This window comes from Mesorhizobium sp. P171375 (assembly GCF_057786075.1).
Map to the genome: position 1 here is coordinate 6,506,767 of NZ_JBYNWF010000001.1, position 18,936 is coordinate 6,525,702.

The following is an 18,936-nucleotide window of genomic DNA, read 5'->3' on the forward strand; positions in this document are numbered from 1 at the left end:
CGCCTGCTTCCGCAGCGATGCTGCATTCAAGGCCTTTACGTCTGGGCAAAAGATCAACATACTACCGGGTATGTTGTCAATGCGGCAACCGCCCAACGAGGCGAAGTTTCCGCGGGGAGGATCGATGAGCTATCTCGACGAGCTGTTCTCAGTTGCCGGCAAGACGGCACTGGTGACCGGAGCCGCGACCGGCATCGGCCGCATGGTTGCGACCGCCCTGGTCCAGGCCGGCGCCACCGTGATGATCGCTTCGCGCAAGGGCGAGGATTGCATCAAGGTCGCGGCCGAGTTGAACGGGCTCGGTGCCTCCGGCCGCGCCGAAGGCTTCGCCGGTGACGTCTCCACCGAGGCCGGCATTGCCGCGCTGGTCGCCGAGGTCAAGGCGCGCACCGACAAGCTGCACATCCTCGTCAACAATGCCGGCATATCCTGGGGCGCCTCGCTCGAGGATTTTCCCTACCACGGCTGGGCCAAGGTGTTCGCCGTCAACGTCACCGCTGTCTTCCACCTGACGCGCGAATTGCTGCCGCTGCTCGACGCCGCGGCCAGCGACGCCGATCCGGCCCGCGTCATCAACCTTGGCTCGGTGATGGGCACGCAGCCGCTGGCCGACGATGCGTACTCATACACGGCGTCCAAGGGCGCCGTTCACCATCTGACCCGCACGCTGGCAATCGAGCTCGCGGCGCGGCGTATCACCGTCAACGCCTTCGCTCCCGGCCCCTTCCAGAGCCGCATGACCGCCTTTGCCACCGGCACCGAGGAAAAGGCCAGACATGTCGGCAGCCATGTCCCCATCGGCCGTATCGGCGTGGCGGATGACATTGGCGGCGCAACGCTCTATTTGTGCAGCCGTGCCGGCTCCTATGTCACCGGCGCCATCCTGCCGATCGACGGCGGGCAGTCGGTGCAGCATGGGCTGACATTGTTCAAGGAATGAGCCGCGGTCGGCGGCAAATGGAGGACGTCGCAGTGGAACCGATCAGTCTCGATGTGCTTTTGGCCAGCGTCGGCAAGGAAGTCGGTGTCTCCCCTTGGCGCGTGGTCACCCAGACCATGATCGACCAGTTCGCCGACGCCACCGACGACCACCAGTTCATCCATTGCGACCCCGAGCGGGCAAAGCGCGAGACGCCGTTCGGCGGCACCATCGCCCATGGTTTTCTGTCGCTGTCGCTGCTCTCGGCGATGACCTTCGAGACCATGCCGCCGCTGGAAAAGGGCAAGATGGGCGTCAATCACGGCTTCGATTCGCTGCGCTTCCTGGCGCCGGTGAAGACCGGTTCGCGCATCCGCACCCGTTTCGTGCTGGCCGACGTCAAGGTCCGGCCATCCGGCTGGGTGCAGACGGCGCATGACGTGACCATCGAGATCGAGGGCTCGAAGAAGCCGGCGCTGACCGCGCGCTGGCTGACGCTGACGCTGATCGAGCGTGAGCCGGAGACCGCATGAGCGGCGACGCCAACGCAATCGACCAGGCAGCACTTGCCCCTTACCTCGAAGCGCACATTCCGGGTTTTGCCGGGCTTCATTCCATCGAGAAATTCAAATCCGGCCAGTCGAACCCGACCTATCTGCTGACTGCGGCCAGCGGCCGCTATGTGCTGCGCGCCAAGCCGCCGGGCCAACTGCTGAAATCGGCGCATCAGGTCGACCGCGAATTCACCGTGATGAAGGCGCTTGCCGGAACCGCGGTGCCGGTGCCCCGAATGCTGTATCTATCGGCGGAAGACTCGCCGATCGGCCGCATGTTCTACGTCATGGACTTCCTCGACGGCCGCATCTTCTGGGATCCGGCTGTGCCGGAAGCCGGCGGCATCGATGGCCGTGCCGTGCTCTACGACGCCATGAACGCCACGCTTGCTGCGTTACACGATGTCGATGTCGAAGCCGTCGGGCTCGGCGATTTCGGCCGGCCGGGCAATTACTTCGAACGCCAGCTGGCCCGCTGGACCAGCCAATATCGCGCCTCGGAGACCGGCACCGTCGACGACATGGACCGGCTGATCGCCTGGCTGGAGACGCATATGCCGGCCGATGACGGCCGTGTCTCGTTGGTGCATGGCGACTACCGGCTGGACAACATGATCTTTGCAGCCAGTGAGCCAAAGGTGCTGGCGGTGCTCGACTGGGAACTGTCGACACTCGGCCACCCCTTTGCCGACCTCGCCTACCAGTGCATGCAATGGCGCCTGCCGCATGCCTCGGGCTTTCGCGGCCTTGGCGGTATTGACCGCGCCGCCCTGGGCCTGCCCTCCGAGGAAGCCTATGTCGCCGCCTATTGCCGACGGCGAGGGCTGGCAGGCATCGACAATTGGAGCTTCTTCCTCGCTTTCTCCTTCTTCCGTTTGGCGGCCATCTGCCAGGGCGTCTACAAACGGGCGCTCGACGGCAACGCCTCCAATCCCGAAAAGGCAAAGACTTATGGCGAGGCAGTGAAGCTGCTGTCGCATCTTGCCGCCAAGCTGATCGATCGAACCTGAATCGACAATGAGACACAGTGGGAGACGCAATGGGCCGTTTTGACGGAGCGACCGTGCTGATCACCGGGGCCGCAGGCGGCCTCGGCCGCGGTGCGGCCAAGGGCTTTGCCGCTGAAGGCGCCCGCCTGGTGTTGTCCGACATCGACGAAAAGGCGCTGGCCGAACTTGCCGGCTCGCTGCGGGCCGAAACAGCTATCCTTGCTGGCAACATAGCGGACGAAAAACTGTCGGAGGATCTGGTGAGGCTGGCGGCGGAGAAATTCGGCCGGCTGGACATCGCCATCAACAATGCCGGCATCGTCCAAAGCTTCGTGCGCCTGCCGCAAGTGGACTCCGACGAGGCGCGCCGCGTGCTGGAGATCGACCTGCTCGGCGTCTTCTACGCCATGAAGCACCAGATCCCGCAGATGGAGCGGCAGTTCAAATCGGACGGGAAAGGCGGCGCCATCGTCAACATCGCCTCGGTTGCCGGGCTGGTGGGCGCACCGAAACTGTCGGTCTATGCCGCCGCCAAGCATGGCGTCGTCGGGCTGACCAAGTCGGCAGCCGCCGAATACGCCACCAAGGGCATACGCATCAACGCCGTCTGCCCGGCGCACACCCGCACAGCCATGGTCGACAGCTTCGTGCGCATCTCCGGCGCGCCGGAAGCCGAAGCCCTGGCCGAGTTGACGCGCGGCGTGCCGATGAAACGGGTCGCCGAAGTGGACGAGGTCGTGACCGCCATCCTGTTTGCCGCTGACCCCGCCAATTCCTTCATGACCGGCAACACGCTGGCCGTGGACGGCGGCGTCGGCGCGATTTGATAACCCCAGATTTGGCAACCCCAGATTTGAGCAACCCAAGATTTGGTAACCATTGCCGCAGGGGAACCTACGGCGCCCTTGTCCGTTTTCGTACAGCGTATATAATTTAGCCAACACCCCACCACATGAAGGCAGACTCACGTGCCGCTGAGCGTCCAGAAACGCCGCGAGAAACAAAAGGCCGAACTGCGTTCCGAGCTGCTCGACGCAGCCCACAAGCTTGTCAAGGAAGAGGGCTATGAAGGCCTGACGATCCGCAAGCTGGCCAACCGGGTCGGCTACGCCCCGATGTCGGTCTATTCCTACTTCGCCGACAAGCAGGACATCCTGTTTGCGCTGGCCGAGGATGCGTTCGAAACACTTGCCCGCAACATCGAGGCGCATCCCTCCGACGACCCGATCGAGGCGCTGAAGGCAGTGATGACCGAGTATGCCGCCTTCGGGCTAGGCAACCCCAACGAATACCGTACCGTCTTCATGACCGAAAAGACCAAGCTGCCGGAGGGCAGAAGCTATGAGGACATGGAAGAGGGCAACCCGGCGATGAAAGCGCTGATCTCAAGGGTCGAGGCTTGCGTCGCCGCCGGCAAATTGCACGGCGATGCGCGCGCCATCGCCACCATGCTGTGGGCCGTCGGCCACGGCACCATCTCGTTGCTGATCACCTTTCCGTTCTACCCCTTTGGCGATCCGGAGGCTTTCGTGAAGCGGATGTGCGATTCCACCCTTGCCTCGCTCACCATGCAGGACGTGCCACCGCTGACGAAGACCCCCGTCACCTGCTGAGCACCTGGGTATCCTTCGCCCCTTCAATTGAACGTCCGGCCTGACAGCTTCGGCTGTGTCAGTCAGCCGCAATTTTCGGCGTTCAAAAAAAACTGTCGTACATGTACATTTTCTGACTTGAAGGCCCGTTTCCGCGGACGTATATGTACGCTTAATCGTACATGTATGAAAACAATTTAACCGTTGGAGACTGACATGAACAAGACCGTTCTCGCCCTTGCCACCGTGCTGGCGCTCTCCGGCTCGGCTGTCGCTGCCGGCAACAATGTTTCGCCCAAGCAGGCTCCGGCCGCGACCTGCGTCGACGCCACGACCCATGCCAAGCTCGATTGCAGCGTGACCGGTTCGGTCGAAAAGTCCGACGTCAAGGCCAAGGGCCCGCGCCTCGGCATCGAGATCAACCCGTGGATCGTGCCGAGCACGTTCTGAGTTGATTAAGCTCGACCACCAGACAGCACAACGGCTAAGGGCGGCAGGATAATCCCGGCCGCCCGTTTTTCCTCGGCGCAGGCCGGGGTTTTCCTTAACTCAAGCCTGGGCGCAGCGGAGAGATTATTTCTTGCGCGGTTTGCGTCCCGGCACCCTCTTGGCCTTGCCGTGTCTTGCGGGCGCGCCGGAGATGGAGGTCGCGGTGATCGACACCGGATCGCTGGCCGGGAACGTGTCCTCGAGACCTTCCTCGAGTTCCTCTTCGGCACTCACCTCGTGGTGCTGTTCACGTTCGAGCGAGCGGACCGCGGCGGTTTTCCTGGCTGACTTCGGCGCAGATTTCGACGGCATCGGCATTCTCCCTCGACAGCGCAAGCAGAACGAGCGCCCGTGTCAGGCGTTCCCGGAGCAATCCAAAAGGATTGCTCTACGCCGCCGCGTCGCTGGCTGCCTCCGACAGGAAAGTAAAGACATAGTCGGAGAAAGAACGCCAGCACTCGACCCGGAAGGCGTCGGCTGCCGTGCGCAGCAGCACGATTTCGCACTTGCCGAGAATGGTGCGCGACGCCGCGCCAACCGGAAAGGCCTCGAGCGACAGATCCTGCGGGCAGCCGGCATTGATCGCAGCGGCTGCTGCCGGGCCGGTGACTTCGAAGGCGACGTTGCGGTGTGAAATACCGACGGCCGAATGCAGCGCGGATACCTTGGCGCAGTCGGCGAGCAGGTCCTTGCCGGCCTCGTCGATCAGAAACCATTCGTCCGGTCCGAGCCACAGCGCCGTGCGGCCGGCCTTCGAAGCCGACGTCTTCGGGCTTTTCGGCAAGGTCAGCCCGAGCGCCTTCGACAGCGCGGCAATGGAAGCCTCCGGCGCGCGCAGCGACACACGCTCAGCCGGCGGCAGCACCTCGACCTTCACGTTCTTCGCCGAAACGTTGCGCCCGGCCTGTGCCGGACGGCGCTCAGCCGAAGATGCGTTGGTTTTCGCAGTGGCCTTAGCCATTGAGGCGCCCTCCCGTCTCGTCGAAGAACACCATGCCGGTAACCTCCACTTCGATCACCCCGTTCGGCATCGGCACGTAAAGCGTCTCGCCCATCCGGTCGCGCCCGCCGGCGACCAGCGCCAGCGCGATGGAGCGGCCGCAATTTTGCGACCAGTAGCTCGAAGTGACGTGGCCGATCATCTTCATCGGGATCGCCTGTTTGGGATCGGCGACGATCTGCGCGCCTTCCTCCAGCACCACCTTCGGGTCCTTGGTTTTCAGGCCGACCAGTTGCTTGCGGCCCTTGGCGACGAGGTCGGGCCGCGTCAGGCCTCTGATACCAACGAAGTCAGTCTTCTTCTTGCCGACCGCCCAGTCGAGCCCGGCATCGTTCGGCGTCACCGTGCCGTCTGTGTCCTGGCCAACGATGATGTAGCCCTTTTCGGCGCGCAGCACGTGCATGGCCTCGGTGCCATAGGCGGCCGCACCATGCTTCTGGCCTTCGGCCCACAGCGCTTCCCAGACGGCCTGGCCGTAATCCGCCGGCACGTTGACTTCGAAGCCGCGTTCGCCGGTGAACGACATGCGGAACAGCCTTGTCGGCACGCCGCAGATCTTGCCTTCGCGCACCGACATATGCGGCAGCGCTTCATCCGACATGTCGATGCCTTCGACCAGCGGCGCGATGATGTCGCGCGACTTCGGCCCCTGCACCGCGATGACCGCCCACTGCTCGGTGATCGAGGTCAGCCAGACATTCAGATGCGGGAATTCGGTCTGGAGATAATCCTCCATATGGTTCATGACGCGAGGCGCACCGCCCGTCGTCGTCGTGACATGGAAACGGTCCGGCGCCAGCCGGCCGACGACGCCGTCATCATAGATGAAGCCGTCTTCGCGCAGCATGATGCCATAGCGGCAGCGGCCGGGTTCCAGCTTTTCCCACGGATTGGTGTAGAGAAGCTCCATGAACTTGGCCGCATCCGGCCCGACCACTTCGATCTTGCCCAGCGTCGAAGCGTCGAACAGGCCGGCATTGGTGCGCACCGCGACGCATTCGCGGTCGACCGCCTTGTGCATGTCCTCGCCCGCCTTTGGGAAATACCAGGCGCGCTTCCACTGCCCGACATCCTCGAACACCGCGCCCTGCGCTTCGGCCCACGGATGGATCGCGGTTTTGCGCGTCGGGTCGAACAGCGGCCCGCGCGCATGGCTGACGATCGCGCCGAAGGTCACCGGCGTGTACGGCGCGCGGAAGGTGGTCAGGCCGACCTCCGGGATCGGCTTGCCCAACGTCTCGGCGGCAATCGCCAGTCCGTGCATGTTGGAGGTCTTGCCCTGGTCGGTCGCCATGCCGTTGGTGGTGAAGCGCTTGACGTGCTCGATCGAGCGCATGCCTTCATGCACCGCCTGGCGGATGTCCTTGGCGGTAACGTCGTTCTGGAAATCGACGAAGGCCTTGACCGTCTTGTCCGGCCCGGCGCCGGGCGCAGCCCCCAGCATGCCGCGCGACCAGCTTTCCGACGCATCGACCTTTGGCTTTGTACCCTTCGCGGTTTTCGCACCGGCGTCCTTCGCCGCCTTGGCGCCGGCCGCATAGGCCTCGTCGATGCTTGCCGACAGCCCGTCCGTGCCGTTGCAGGCGCCGACCGAGATGCAATCCTGCGCATAAATTCCGGGCACGAAACGCTTGGTTTCGTCGTTGAAAGCGACCTTGCCGCGCGATTGCGAGAAGAGATGCACCGATGGCGTCCAGCCGGCCGACATCAGGATGGCATCGACCGGAATGGTCCGCTCGCCGCCGCCATTCTTTGGCTGCACGGTCATCGACGTCACGCGCAATTTGCCGCCGGCCCGGATCACCGCACGGCCGAAATTGACCTCGATGCCGAGCGCCCTCGCCTCGTCGATGACCGGCCCGGTCGGATGGTCACGTAAATCGACGATCGCCGCGATGTTGACGCCGGCCTTCTTCAGGTCGATCGCCGCCGCATAAGCCGAGTCATTGGCGGTGTAGACGCCGACATTTTTGCCGACCGCCACGCCATAATGGTTGAGATAGATGCGCGCAGCCGAGGCCAGCATGATGCCGGGCCGGTCATTGTCGGCAAACACCATGTGGCGTTCGATGGAGCCGGTCGCCAGCACCACGCGCTTGGCGCGGACCTGCCACAGCCGCTCGCGCGGCAGGTCATGGCCAGGGCTTTGCAGATGGTCGCTGACGCGCTCGACCAGGCCGACGAAATTCTGCGCGTAGTAGCCGAACGCCGTGGTGCGGGAGAGCACGCGGACATTGTCCATGCCCTTGAGCTTCGCGATCGCTGCTTGCGCCCAGGCATAGCCGTCCTGGCCATCGATCTTCGCGCCGGTCTCGAAGCGCAGGCTGCCGCCGAAATCCGCCTGCTCGTCGGCGAGGATGACGCGGGCGCCGGTTTCAGCCGCAGCCAGAGCGGCCGTGATGCCGGCGGCACCGCCGCCCAGCACCAGCACATCGCAATGCGCATAGCGCGACGAATAATGATCGGGATCGGGCTTGTCAGGAGAAACGCCGAGGCCTGCCGCGGCGCGGATCTTCGGCTCGTACAGGCTCTTCCAGGCCGCCTTCGGCCACATGAAGGTCTTATAGTAGAAACCGGCCGAAAACAGCGGCGACGCAATGTCGTTGACCGCGCCGATGTCGAAGGCAAGCGAGGGCCAGCGATTCTGCGATTGGGCAACGAGCCCGTCATAGAGCTCCTGCACGGTTGCGCGGATGTTCGGCGCCTTGCGCGCCGCATCGCGCTCGACCTGAACCAGCGCATTGGGCTCTTCCGCGCCAGCCGACAGGAAGCCACGGGGACGGTGATATTTGAACGAGCGGCCGACGAGATGGACGCCATTGGCCAGCAGCGCCGAGGCCAGCGTGTCGCCCTCTATGCCGGTATAGGACTGGCCGTCGAAGGAGAAGCGCGCGGTCTTGGCCTGGCTGAGGCGGCCGGCCCTCGGGATACGGAAGGCGCCGCTCATTTCACAGCTCCCGGAAGCTTGGACGGCTTCGGCTCGCCGGCTTTGTAAGTCATGACGAACTTGTCGGTGACGGTGTCGCGCACCGCGTTGAAGAAGCGTGCGCAGCCATGGATGTGGCGCCAGCGCTCATAGATGATGCCCTTGGGGTTCGAGCGGATGAAGAAGAACTTTTCGAAGTCGTCATCGCTCTCGCCCGCCATGTTGGCCGAGCGCGCAATATGCGCCTCGCCGGCGTTGCGGAACTCGAGCTCCGGGCGCTCTTCCTCGCAATAGGGGCAGCGGATGAGAAGCATCTGTTTGGTCCTAAAATTCGCCGTGGCCGATGGCCGGTTGGTCGCAAAGCCTCATGGCAGCCATCAGTGCGCCACCGCCGCCGCCGCCGCCTCGTCGATGAGGCGGCCGGTGCGGAAGCGCTCGATGGTGAAGGGCGCGTTGATCGGGTGCGGATCGTCCTTGGCAATGGTGTGGGCAAAGACATGGCCCGAGCCAGGTGTCGCCTTGAAGCCGCCCGTGCCCCAGCCGCAATTGACGTAGAGGCCGGGCACCGGCGTCTTGGCCAGGATCGGCGAACGGTCGGGCGTGACGTCGACGATGCCGCCCCACGAGCGCAGCATCTTCATGCGGGTGAAGATCGGGAACATTTCGCAGATAGCGTCCAGCGTGTGCTGCAAAATGTGCAGGCCGCCGGTCTGCGAGTAGGAGACATATTGATCGGTGCCGGCGCCGATCACCAGTTCGCCCTTGTCGGACTGCGAGATGTAGGCGTGCACCGTGTTCGACATCACCACGCATGGCACCACCGGCTTGACCGGCTCCGACACCAGTGCCTGCAGCGGATAGCTTTCCAGCGGCATGCGCACTCCGGCCATGTTCATGATGACGGAAGAATGGCCGGCAGCCACCACGCCGACCTTCTTGGCGCCGATGAAGCCGCGCGTGGTGTCGACGCCCATGACCGCGCCATTGGCCGCGCGCTTGACCCCGGTGACCTCGCAGTTCTGGATGATGTGCACACCGCGTGCCGAGGCGCCGCGCGCATAACCCCAGGCGACCGCATCGTGACGCGCCGTGCCGCCGCGGCGCTGCAAGGCGGCGCCGACGACGGGATACCGCGCCTGCTTGGAAATGTTCAGCGGCGGGCAGAATTCCTTCGCCTGCTCCGGCGTCAGCCATTCATTGTCGATGCCGTTGAGCCGGTTGGCGTGAACATGGCGCTTCAGCACCTGGATGTCGTGCACATTGTGCGCCAGCATCATGACGCCGCGCGCCGAATACATGACGTTGTAGTTGAGCTCCTGGCTCAGCCCATCCCACAGCTTCAGCGCATGGTCGTAAATGCCGGCGCTCTCGTCATAGAGATAGTTGGAGCGGATGATGGTGGTGTTGCGGCCGGTATTGCCGCCGCCGAGCCAGCCCTTTTCCAGCACCGCGACATTGGTGATGCCGTGCACGGTGGCGAGATAGTAGGCGGTGGCAAGGCCATGGCCGCCGGCGCCGACGATGATGACGTCGTATTCCTTGTTCGGCTCCGGCGAGGACCATTGTTCCTCCCAGCCCTTATGGCCGCGCATGGCCTCGCGGGCGATGGCGAATACCGAATATTTTTTCAACGTTCCAGCCTCGCAAATGGCGGCAGGGGCATTCATTCGGCCCCGGCGCGCGAGGTGTATCACTAGCGAAACAGCGCTTCCACCCTTGCGCTGTTTGCGACGGCGCTTGCCGTTTTGCGCCGTGGTGGAAAAGAGGTCTCGGCAGGCTTCGCACGTATCGGGTGGCTCGCGCCGCCCCAGCCTGCGATCACCATCCCGATTGCCGGCGATGCTGGCGCGAAAAAAGGATGCAGAAAATGTTCGCACTCGCCAATAAGATCGCCATTGTCACTGGCGCCAGTTCCGGCATCGGCCGCGCCACGGCAAAACTGTTTGCCGAGGAAGGCGCCAAGGTCGTTGTCGCCGCTCGCCGCCAGGCCGGGCTTGACGCGCTGGTCGCCGAAATCGAGGAGGCCGACGGCACGGCAATCGCGCTGGCCGGCGACGTCACTGAAGAGGCCTATGCAAAAGCCCTTGTCGATCTGGCCATCGAAAGGTTTGGCGGGCTCGATATCGCCTTCAACAATGTCGGCGCCGTCGGCCCAATGGGTCCGATTTCGGACCTGTCGTTCAAGGGCTGGCGCGAAACGCTCGACACCAATTTGACCAGCGCCTTTCTCGGCGCCAAATACCAGGTGCCGGCAATGGTCGAGCGTGGCGGCGGATCGCTGATCTTCACCTCCACCTTTGTCGGTCACACCGTCGGCATGCCCGGTATGACCAGCTATGCCGCCAGCAAGGCCGGACTGATCGGGCTGACGCAGGTGCTGGCCGCCGAATATGGTCCCAAGGGCGTGCGGGTCAACGCGCTGGTGCCGGGCGGCACCAACACGCCGTCGGCGACGTTCAAGACTCCGGAATCGCGTAGTTTCGTCGAAAACCTGCATGCCTTGAAGCGTGTGGCGGAGCCCGAAGAGATCGCCCGCGCGGCGCTCTTTCTGGCCTCGGATGCTTCTAGCTTCACCACCGGATCGGCGCTGTTTGCCGATGGCGGCATCTCGATCACCCGGACGTGAAGCATTTCGCGGTCACAGCCTGCACCGATCAGCCATAGAGCCCGAAACCGGCCTTGCTTTTTCCACCCGATTTGGCGATTCGGTTTCGAGTAAGGAGACGGACATGCTGCTGATCAGAACCTATATCGCCCAGAGCGCAATCGAAGGCGTCGGCGTCTTCGCCGCCGAGCCGATCAGGAAGGGCGCCTCGATCTGGCGGCTCGATCCGGATTTCGACCGGCTGATCCCGATGGATAGATATGAGACGGCCCCGCCGCACCTCCGCGAATTGCTCGACCGCTACGCCTATCCGAGCCCCGACCGTCCCGGCTTCATGGTCTATGAGGTCGACAATGGCCGCTTCATGAACCATGCCGAGCGGCCGAACACGGATTTCTCGCAATATGGCGGCGCCACCGCCACTCGCGATATATCAGCCGGCGAGGAAATCACCTGCGACTACGGCGAATTCTTCGAGGATTTCGCGCGACTGCACCTAGCCAGCGCCTAGTTGGTGCCCTATCTCGGGGCGACCGTGGCAAATTGGCGGTTGTCCTTCATTTCGAGTGTGGACAGCGCGGCCTGATTCTGCTATCAGCCGCCACAATTCGTGGTGTAAATCGCTGCGGAGGCATGTGGCTATGGCCGCTTGCCTGTTGATATCAAACCCGAAAGACAGGATTGCCCGTGCAGGTACTCGTCCGCGACAATAACGTTGATCAGGCGCTTCGCGCTCTCAAGAAGAAGATGCAGCGCGAAGGCATTTTCCGCGAAATGAAGATGCGCGGCCACTACGAGAAGCCTTCCGAGAAGCGCGCCCGTGAAAAGGCTGAAGCCGTTCGCCGCGCCCGCAAGCTGGCCCGCAAGCGCGCTCAGCGCGAAGGCCTGCTGCCGATGACGCCGCGCCCGGTTGCTGCCGGCGCCGCCGGTGGTCCTGGTGGTGCTCCGCGCCCGCCGCGGTTCTAACGCCAATTTTTCGTCCTTTTCGAAGGATAATTTGAGGTGGCGCGATGCGGAATCGCCGCCACCTTTTTGTTTAGAGCGCCGCCTTTTTGTTAGAGGGCGTTCCCTTGAACGCGCAAACGACGCTCTAGATTTTGTTACGACAATCTGTGGACCCGGCCCGGAGGGGGGACCTGGACTGAGCGACGCGACTGAAGTGAGGACAGGGCAGACATGAACGCAACCAGCGTAGAGCGCAGAACCACAATGCGCGGTTTCGCCCTGACGGCAGCCTTGCTCTCCGGCCTGGTGCTTGCCAGCTGCCAGAGCGTCCCGACCGGCGAGTTCAACAACATCGACAAGGCGCAAGGCTCGACCGAGAACATCTCCTCGCTGTCGGCGGTGATCCAGCGCAATCCGCAGGATCCGGAAGGCTACAATGTGCGCGGCTCGGCCTATGGCCGTGGCGGCCAGTACCAGGCGGCGCTGAAGGACTTCGACACCGCCATCCAGCTCAACCCGAATTTCTACCAGGCCTATTCGAACCGGGCGCTGATCCAGCGCTTCCTCGGCAACCAGTCCGCCGCCCTTGCCGACTACAACCGCTCGATCCAGATCAATTCGAACTACGACGCCGCCTATATCGGCCGCGGCAACCTCTACCGCAAGGCCGGCCAGACCCAGCAGGCCTTCAACGATTTCCAGAAGGCGATCCAGCTCGACACCACCGATGCCCGCGCCTACCACAATCGCGGCCTGATCTATCAGAGCCAGGGCCAGCACAAATTTGCCATCGAGGATTTCTCGACCGCCATCTCGCTGGCGCCCGATGCCGCCGAACCCTATAACGGCCGCGGCCTGTCCTATCTCGCCATGAATGACGAGGACAACGCTTTCTCCGACTTCAACATGGCCATCAAGCTCGACGGCAAGAACGCCGAGGCCTGGTCCAATCAGGCGCTGATCTATGAGCGCCGCGGCGACAAGGTCAAGGCATCGAAGGCCTACCGCGAAGCGGTTCACCTCGACCCGACCTACCAGCCGGCCAAGGACGGCCTGTCGCGCACCGCCACCGCCGCCGCCGGCTGATACCCAGCCGGTTCGCCGCGCGAGTCGTCGCCCGCAACGTTTTATTCAACAGTGTTCCTTTCCCTGTGCAGGTCGCCGCAAAGCGGCCCGCGCAGCAAAATCGCAATCTTTGCGTGCCAGAATGGAAGCCGGAGAAGCGACCGCGACATCGGAACGGCACCGCGATGGATGACAACGAACTCCTGATCAAGCGACAGATCGCCTGGCTTGAGACTGCCTCGCCCGACGATTGGCATCGGGCCGTCCTCGACTTCAACTGGGATGGGGACATCGACCCACTGTTCTGGCTCGCGCGCCAGCCGCAATGCGACAAGGCCACCGCGTTGACCATGTTCTGGCTGGGGCAGCCGGCCTATTACCTCATCCTGGCCGCGGAAAACGGCGGGACGGACGACAGCGACGCCCCGGTGTGGCAGATGCTGAAGGTCATTGCCCAGCGCATCAACGCCAATGGCTATGTCAGGTCGAAGATCGCGTTCGACGTGGATGATTTCATAGAGCAGGATTTTGAAGAGCTGGTCGAGAAGGCGGAGCAGTTGACCCACTCGCCGCTGAAGCCGCATCCGGATATGCGCCGCGCCCTTCGCGGACGGCGGCCCGTCAACGACATCGACTTCTACCGGCGCTATCCCGAGGATTTCCACGGCACGGTGCTGGTCGATTTGCCGGACCCAGGCCCGCTGGACAAGGCCTGGTCGGCGCTCGGGCGCCTGTGGCGCCACTGAGCTCTGGCCGACACGCCATCACTCAATCTTAACCACCGAGGGGCAAAGCGTTAACCCTTGCCTTGATCGCGCCAAGTTTTCAGCGGAACGCTCCGGGCCGTTCAACCGTTGTTGAAGGCAATTTTTCGAAAGGACTGACCCATGATCAAGAAACTCGGCTGCGCCGCAGCGCTCGCCACGACGCTGTTTGCCGTTCCCGCCAGCGCCGGCAAGCTTCAACTCGGCACGCTCGATTGCACCATCGACGGTGGCGTCGGTTACGTCGTCACGTCGAACAAGGGCGTCGACTGCACCTTCCGCCCCTACCACCATGGGCCGTCCGAGAAATACACGGGGATGATCTCCAAGCTCGGCGTCGATCTCGGCCAGACGCATCAGGGCCAGCTGGTGTGGGCTGTTCTGGCCGCCACCCGCAGCCATGACGGGGGCGACCTTGCCGGCCATTATTACGGCGTCAACGCCGAGGCGAGCGTGGTGACCGGCGGCGGCGCCAATCTGCTGGTCGGCGGGCTGGACGGCGCCTTTGTGCTGGAGCCGCTCAGCGTTCAGGCGCAGACCGGCGTCAACGTGGCGGTTGCGGTGACCTCGCTGGAACTGATCCACTCGTTCAAGTAAGTATCGGCAAATAAGGATCGACTGATCCCTCTACGTGCGGCGCGGAACAGGATACTGTTTCGCGCCGTATGCTTTTTGGGGGGAACCGCCGTGCTGAAGACCATCGCCGCCGCCATCATCGCCATTGCCTGGGCAGAACAGGCTCAAGCGCAGGACCAGGGCATAGAACTCGGCGTGCTCGATTGCGCCATAGGCGGCGGCACCGGCTTCATCTTCGGCTCCAGCAAGGATCTGAGCTGCACCTTCACCCCGGCCGACAAGAGCTTTTCGCCGGAAGCCTATTTCGGCGCCGTCAACAAATACGGGCTCGACATCGGCACCACCAAGCAGGCCGTCATGCAGTGGCTGGTGCTGACGCCGCTGAAGAACATCTATGCGCCGGGCGCGCTGGCCGGCGACTATGTCGGCGCCAGCGCCGAGGTCACGGCGGCGGTCGGCGCCGGGGCCAACCTCCTGGTCGGCGGCTCCTCGCAGGCCTTCACCTTGCAGCCGCTCAGCCTGCAGACCCAGACCGGCATCAACATCGCCATCGGCGTCAGCCAGTTCCAGCTGCGCAGCACCGAGAACTGATCGCACTGGCGAAAAAGCCGCTTGAACTCAACCTCGGTTGAGGTTTTACAAGCCTGCCCTGACTGAAACAGCACGCATGGCCCGGCCGGAAAGCCACACTGGCTTCTGGTGCAACGCGCCGGCATCGAGATATGCAAAGGCAGGGTAAAAAGAATGACTGACATCCCCAGCAACAAAGTCGACTGGCGGGCCTTGTGGGCAAGCGGCGACCTCGCGCGCTTCTGCTTCATCAGCCTCGGCATCCTGCTGCACGCCACCAACGAGACGATGGTGGCAACCGTCATGCCGGCCATGGTCGGCGACCTCGCCGGCGTTCAGTTCGTCGGCTGGTCGCTGGCGGTCTACGAACTGGGCGCCATCGTCGCCGGTGCTGCCGCGGGGCGCATGGTCAGCTATGTCGCGCTGCGTTCCAACGTCACGGTCGCCGCTTTGCTCTATGCCGCCGGCGCGCTGATCTGCGCCACCGCACCGTCCATGCCGGTGTTTCTCGCCGGCCGCCTGGTCGAGGGTCTCGGCGGCGGCGCGCTGGTGTCGCTGGCCTTCGTCTCGGTCGAGCGGCTGTTCGACCGTAGGATTTGGCCGCAGCTGTTCGGCATCATGTCGGCGATTTGGGGCGTTGCCGCCTTCAGCGGCCCGATGCTCGGCGCCATCATGGTCGAGCTGTTGTCCTGGCGCTGGGCCTTCGGCGTCTTCGTGCTCGGCGGCATCGCCATGGCGCTGGCGAGTTTCATCGTGCTGAACACGCCGGAAGCGACAAAGCCGCAAGCCGCCGCCGGCACCTCGCCACCCTTCCCCTATGCAGCACTTGGCTGTCTCGCCATCGCCGTCGTGCTGATCGCCACCGCCGGCGTCGACGTCGCCCTGCTGCGCTCCTCGCTGCTGCTCATCCTCGGCCTCGCCGGCCTGGCGCTGTTCGTATTCGTCGACGCCATGAAGCCGCGCTCGCGGCTGTTCCCTTCACAGCTGTTTTCGTGGCGCTCGCCGGTCGGCAGCGGCATGACCGTGGTCGCCGCCTTTTCGGTGGCGACGGTCTCCTTCTCGATCTACGGGCCACTGCTGCTGACCACGCTGCACGGCATCCCGATCCTGACCACCGGTTACATCATCGCCGCCGAATCGATCGCCTGGTCGATCCTGTCGATTGCCGTCGCCAATGCGCCGCTGGAGCGCGAACGGCAAATCATCGTCATCGGCGCGCTGATGATTGCATCCGGCCTCGCCGGTTTCGCTTACTCGATCCCGTCGGGGTCGATCCCGCTGATCCTGGTCTGCGCCCTGCTGCAAGGCGGTGGCTTCGGCGTCACCTGGCCGTTCCTGACGCGGATCATCGTCGCCTCGGCTCGCGATGGCGAGCAGACGATTGCCTCGGCCGCCGTGCCGACCATGCAGCGCATCGGCTACGCCGTCGGTGCTGCCGTGGCCGGCATCATCGCCAATGCCAGCGGCTTCTCCGCAGGGCTGAACCGCGATGCGGCGGCCAGCGTCGCCGGCTGGCTGTTCCTCGCCTTCGTGCCGCTCGGCATTGTCGGCTGCCTGGCGGCATTGAGAATGGCTTTGACGGCAAGCCGGCCGCAACTGGCGGCAGGCTGAGGCCACGGCCGGGAATTGGCCGGTTGCCTCCCGACCGGCCAGCCTGTCAAAGCGACGGAAGAACGCTGCGGATGTGATTGGCAAACGCCTCCACCGCAGGCGACCGCTCGGTGTCGGCAAAGGCGATCAGAATGCCAAGGCGCGGCAGTGGCGGCAGCGGCAGAATATGCAGGTCGGATGGCACCGCCTCCTGTGCCATCACGCTGATGGCGAGACCCGACCGCGCCACCGCGATCAACCCGGCAAGGCTGTTGCTGGCGTAGGCGATTTTGTAGCGCAGTCCGGCGCGGGCCATGGCCTCGCACGCCGCTCTGTGGTCGACAGCGTTCGACGCCGACAGTGCCAGCGGCACGGTGTCGCCGAACTCATAGAGATCCAGGGTCGGCTTGCTGCCGACCCAGACCAGCCGTTCCGTGCGCACGACGCCTTGTGCATCATGCGCATTCGAAACCAGTGCCAGATCGATCTGGCGTGCGTTGAGCAGCGTCCGCAATTCGACGGTCGGTGCCGAGACGACCTTGATCTCGACATCGGGATACATCGTCCCAAAACTCTTTAGGAGGGCGGGAAAGAAGGCGCTGAGATAATCCTCGGGGCTGCCGAAAATGATCGAGCCGTGCAGGCCCTTATCGGACAGCGCCGAGATCGCTTCATCATGGATTTTGAGGATGCGCTCGGCATAGGCGAGGAACCGCTCGCCGCTGCCGGTCAGCCGCACGCCGCTGCCGCTGCGATGAAACAGGTTTTGGCCCAGTGCCTCCTCGAGCCGTTGTATCTGCATGGTCACGGCCGACTGGGTGCGCCCGACCTGTATGGCCACCGCGCTCAGCGTTCCCGAATGCGCCGCACGCACGAAGGTCGTCAGCAGCTTGAGATCGAGTGGAACCTGCATATCAATTCCATTGATATCGGAATCCGACTACTATCAATTTTACTGCACCCGCGCCATCGGCTATTTTTTCCTCCTCAATGGTTTTATGGAGCTGCGGCATGTCGAAAAATGCGGATCGGGAATTCTGGGCGGCGGCGCAGAAGCATTTGATACGCTATGGCGGCAGCTTCGAACCCGCCATCATCGAGCGCGCCGGCGGCTCGTTCGTCTACGATGCCGACGACAGGCCGATCCTCGACTTCACCTCCGGTCAGATGAGCGCGCTGCTCGGCCATTCTCACCCCAGGATCGTTTCGACGGTGACCCGCCAAGTCGCGGAGGTCGCGCATCTCTTCAGCGGCATGCTGTCGCGACCGGTGGTCGAGCTTGCCGAACGCCTTGCGGCACTGGCGCCAGGACTCGACCGGGTCATGCTGCTTTCGACGGGTGCAGAATCGAATGAAGCCGCGATCCGCATGGCCAAGCTGGTGACCGGCAGGCACGAGGTCGTCGCCTTCTCCAAGAGCTGGCATGGCATGACCGGGGCTGCGGCATCGGCGACCTACAGCGCCGGCCGCAAGGGCTACGGTCCGGCCACGGTCGGGTCGCTGGCCATCCCTGCCCCTAACAGCTTTCGGCCGCGCTTCAGGAATGCCGACGGCTCGCTCGACTGGCGCACCGAACTCGACGATGCCTTCGACCTCGTCGACAGCCAGTCGACGGGGAGCCTGGCAGCGTTCGTCGCCGAGCCGATCCTGTCGAGCGGCGGCATATTGGAATTGCCGCGCGGCTATCTGGCGGCACTCAAACAGAAATGCGGCGAGCGCGGCATGCTGCTGATCCTGGATGAGGCGCAGACCGGTATTGGCCGCACCGGCGACATGTTCGCTTTCCAGAGGGACGGCGTCACCCCAGATATTCTTACCCTGTCCAAGACCATCGGCGCCGGCCTGCCGCTGTCGGCCGTGATGACGACAGCCGACATCGAAGACGCCGCGCACGAGAAAGGCTTCCTGTTCTACACCACGCATGTCTCCGACCCGCTGCCGGCGGCGGTCGGCCTCGCCGTGCTCGATGTGGTGGAGGAGGAGCGGCTGGTCGACCGCGCCCGGCATATGGGCGCGAAATTGTTCGACGGGCTGTCGCGTCTGAAGCAGCGCTATGAATGCGTCGGCGACGTGCGCGGGCGCGGGCTTCTTCTCGGCGTCGAGATCGTCAAGGACGGCAAGCAGCCCGACCACCAGCTTGGCGCCGCCATTGCGGCGGAAGCGTTCCGGCGCGGGCTCAGCATGAACATCGTCAAGCTCCCGGGCATGGGCGGCGTCTTCCGCATCGCCCCGCCGCTGACCATCTCTGAGCAGGAACTGGATCTCGGCCTGCGGATCATTGCGGAGTCGGTCGAAGCCGCGCTCGCCGCGGGCGCAAGTGCACCAGGCATCGCCGCCGAGTGAGTATCGGCG

At 63.9% G+C, this 18,936-nt stretch carries 21 protein-coding genes; 15 read left to right on the forward strand and 6 right to left on the reverse strand.

Translation table 11 applies throughout. The features are described from left to right. The first annotated feature begins 124 nt into the window (after positions 1-124). From ACYHH6_RS31665 to ACYHH6_RS31690, 6 genes are all read left to right on the forward strand, one after another. Complete coding sequence (locus ACYHH6_RS31665; protein WP_112559226.1) at positions 125-940, forward strand: SDR family oxidoreductase; 816 nt, start codon at positions 125-127, stop codon at positions 938-940. A gap of 17 nt (positions 941-957) precedes the next feature. Continuing rightward, positions 958-1,452, forward strand: a complete 495-nt coding sequence (locus ACYHH6_RS31670) for a MaoC family dehydratase (RefSeq protein WP_352556010.1) — start codon at positions 958-960, stop codon at positions 1,450-1,452. Next, positions 1,449-2,483: a phosphotransferase family protein gene (locus ACYHH6_RS31675; RefSeq protein ID WP_352586223.1), complete on the forward strand. Its 1,035-nt coding sequence runs from the start codon at positions 1,449-1,451 to the stop codon at positions 2,481-2,483. The genes ACYHH6_RS31670 and ACYHH6_RS31675 overlap by 4 nt, the downstream gene beginning before the upstream one ends. Before the next feature lie 29 nt (positions 2,484-2,512). Next, positions 2,513-3,289, forward strand: coding sequence for an SDR family NAD(P)-dependent oxidoreductase (locus ACYHH6_RS31680; protein ID WP_352586222.1), 777 nt, complete (start codon positions 2,513-2,515; stop codon positions 3,287-3,289). Positions 3,290-3,430: 141 nt separating this feature from the next. Continuing rightward, the gene (locus ACYHH6_RS31685; RefSeq protein ID WP_352586221.1) at positions 3,431-4,075 is read left to right on the forward strand and encodes a TetR/AcrR family transcriptional regulator; all 645 of its coding nucleotides are present in this window, start codon (positions 3,431-3,433) and stop codon (positions 4,073-4,075) included. Positions 4,076-4,270: 195 nt separating this feature from the next. Then, on the forward strand, positions 4,271-4,504 hold the full coding sequence (locus ACYHH6_RS31690; protein WP_352586220.1) for a DUF680 domain-containing protein: 234 nt from the start codon (positions 4,271-4,273) through the stop codon (positions 4,502-4,504). Positions 4,505-4,627: 123 nt separating this feature from the next. On the opposite strand, the gene ACYHH6_RS31695 is transcribed toward ACYHH6_RS31690, so the two are convergent. The 5 genes from ACYHH6_RS31695 to ACYHH6_RS31715 form a co-directional block, all read right to left on the reverse strand. Next, on the reverse strand, positions 4,628-4,855 hold the full coding sequence (locus ACYHH6_RS31695; protein WP_352586219.1) for a hypothetical protein: 228 nt from the start codon (positions 4,853-4,855) through the stop codon (positions 4,628-4,630). A 76-nt stretch (positions 4,856-4,931) separates the two neighbouring features. After that, positions 4,932-5,504 (reverse strand): sarcosine oxidase subunit gamma, encoded by a 573-nt coding sequence (locus tag ACYHH6_RS31700; RefSeq protein WP_352586218.1) that lies wholly within the window; start codon positions 5,502-5,504, stop codon positions 4,932-4,934. Then, positions 5,497-8,490 (reverse strand): sarcosine oxidase subunit alpha, encoded by a 2,994-nt coding sequence (locus ACYHH6_RS31705; RefSeq protein ID WP_352586217.1) that lies wholly within the window; start codon positions 8,488-8,490, stop codon positions 5,497-5,499. The genes ACYHH6_RS31700 and ACYHH6_RS31705 overlap by 8 nt, the downstream gene beginning before the upstream one ends. Beyond that, positions 8,487-8,783: a sarcosine oxidase subunit delta gene (locus tag ACYHH6_RS31710; RefSeq protein WP_112559219.1), complete on the reverse strand. Its 297-nt coding sequence runs from the start codon at positions 8,781-8,783 to the stop codon at positions 8,487-8,489. Before ACYHH6_RS31710 ends, ACYHH6_RS31705 begins: the two co-directional genes overlap by 4 nt. A 63-nt stretch (positions 8,784-8,846) precedes the next feature. Beyond that, on the reverse strand, positions 8,847-10,100 hold the full coding sequence (locus tag ACYHH6_RS31715) for a sarcosine oxidase subunit beta (RefSeq protein ID WP_112559217.1): 1,254 nt from the start codon (positions 10,098-10,100) through the stop codon (positions 8,847-8,849). A 236-nt stretch (positions 10,101-10,336) separates the two neighbouring features. Between ACYHH6_RS31715 and ACYHH6_RS31720 the strand changes: the two genes are divergently transcribed. The 8 genes from ACYHH6_RS31720 to ACYHH6_RS31755 all read left to right on the forward strand — a co-directional run bounded on the left by ACYHH6_RS31720 (position 10,337) and on the right by ACYHH6_RS31755 (position 16,605). Next, positions 10,337-11,095 (forward strand): SDR family oxidoreductase, encoded by a 759-nt coding sequence (locus ACYHH6_RS31720; RefSeq protein ID WP_352586216.1) that lies wholly within the window; start codon positions 10,337-10,339, stop codon positions 11,093-11,095. 103 nt (positions 11,096-11,198) lie between these two features. After that, entirely contained in the window at positions 11,199-11,585 is a 387-nt protein-coding gene (locus ACYHH6_RS31725; RefSeq protein WP_192259050.1) for an SET domain-containing protein, read from the forward strand. A gap of 176 nt (positions 11,586-11,761) precedes the next feature. Continuing rightward, positions 11,762-12,040, forward strand: coding sequence for a 30S ribosomal protein S21 (rpsU, locus tag ACYHH6_RS31730; protein WP_023671138.1), 279 nt, complete (start codon positions 11,762-11,764; stop codon positions 12,038-12,040). 210 nt (positions 12,041-12,250) lie between these two features. Beyond that, the gene (locus tag ACYHH6_RS31735) at positions 12,251-13,105 is read left to right on the forward strand and encodes a tetratricopeptide repeat protein (protein ID WP_352586215.1); all 855 of its coding nucleotides are present in this window, start codon (positions 12,251-12,253) and stop codon (positions 13,103-13,105) included. Positions 13,106-13,170: 65 nt separating this feature from the next. Then, the gene (locus ACYHH6_RS31740) at positions 13,171-13,830 is read left to right on the forward strand and encodes a DUF4274 domain-containing protein (protein WP_352586214.1); all 660 of its coding nucleotides are present in this window, start codon (positions 13,171-13,173) and stop codon (positions 13,828-13,830) included. 141 nt (positions 13,831-13,971) lie between these two features. Continuing rightward, positions 13,972-14,445: a DUF992 domain-containing protein gene (locus tag ACYHH6_RS31745; protein WP_112559213.1), complete on the forward strand. Its 474-nt coding sequence runs from the start codon at positions 13,972-13,974 to the stop codon at positions 14,443-14,445. A gap of 90 nt (positions 14,446-14,535) precedes the next feature. Next, positions 14,536-15,015, forward strand: coding sequence for a DUF992 domain-containing protein (locus ACYHH6_RS31750; RefSeq protein ID WP_352586213.1), 480 nt, complete (start codon positions 14,536-14,538; stop codon positions 15,013-15,015). Between the two features lie 153 nt (positions 15,016-15,168). Next, entirely contained in the window at positions 15,169-16,605 is a 1,437-nt protein-coding gene (locus tag ACYHH6_RS31755) for an MFS transporter (RefSeq protein WP_352586212.1), read from the forward strand. A 46-nt stretch (positions 16,606-16,651) separates the two neighbouring features. Here the strand turns inward: ACYHH6_RS31755 and ACYHH6_RS31760 are convergent, their stop codons facing one another. Next, positions 16,652-17,497: a LysR family transcriptional regulator gene (locus tag ACYHH6_RS31760; protein WP_352586211.1), complete on the reverse strand. Its 846-nt coding sequence runs from the start codon at positions 17,495-17,497 to the stop codon at positions 16,652-16,654. Between the two features lie 98 nt (positions 17,498-17,595). Between ACYHH6_RS31760 and ACYHH6_RS31765 the strand changes: the two genes are divergently transcribed. After that, on the forward strand, positions 17,596-18,927 hold the full coding sequence (locus ACYHH6_RS31765; RefSeq protein WP_352586210.1) for an aspartate aminotransferase family protein: 1,332 nt from the start codon (positions 17,596-17,598) through the stop codon (positions 18,925-18,927). Positions 18,928-18,936: the final 9 nt, after the last annotated feature.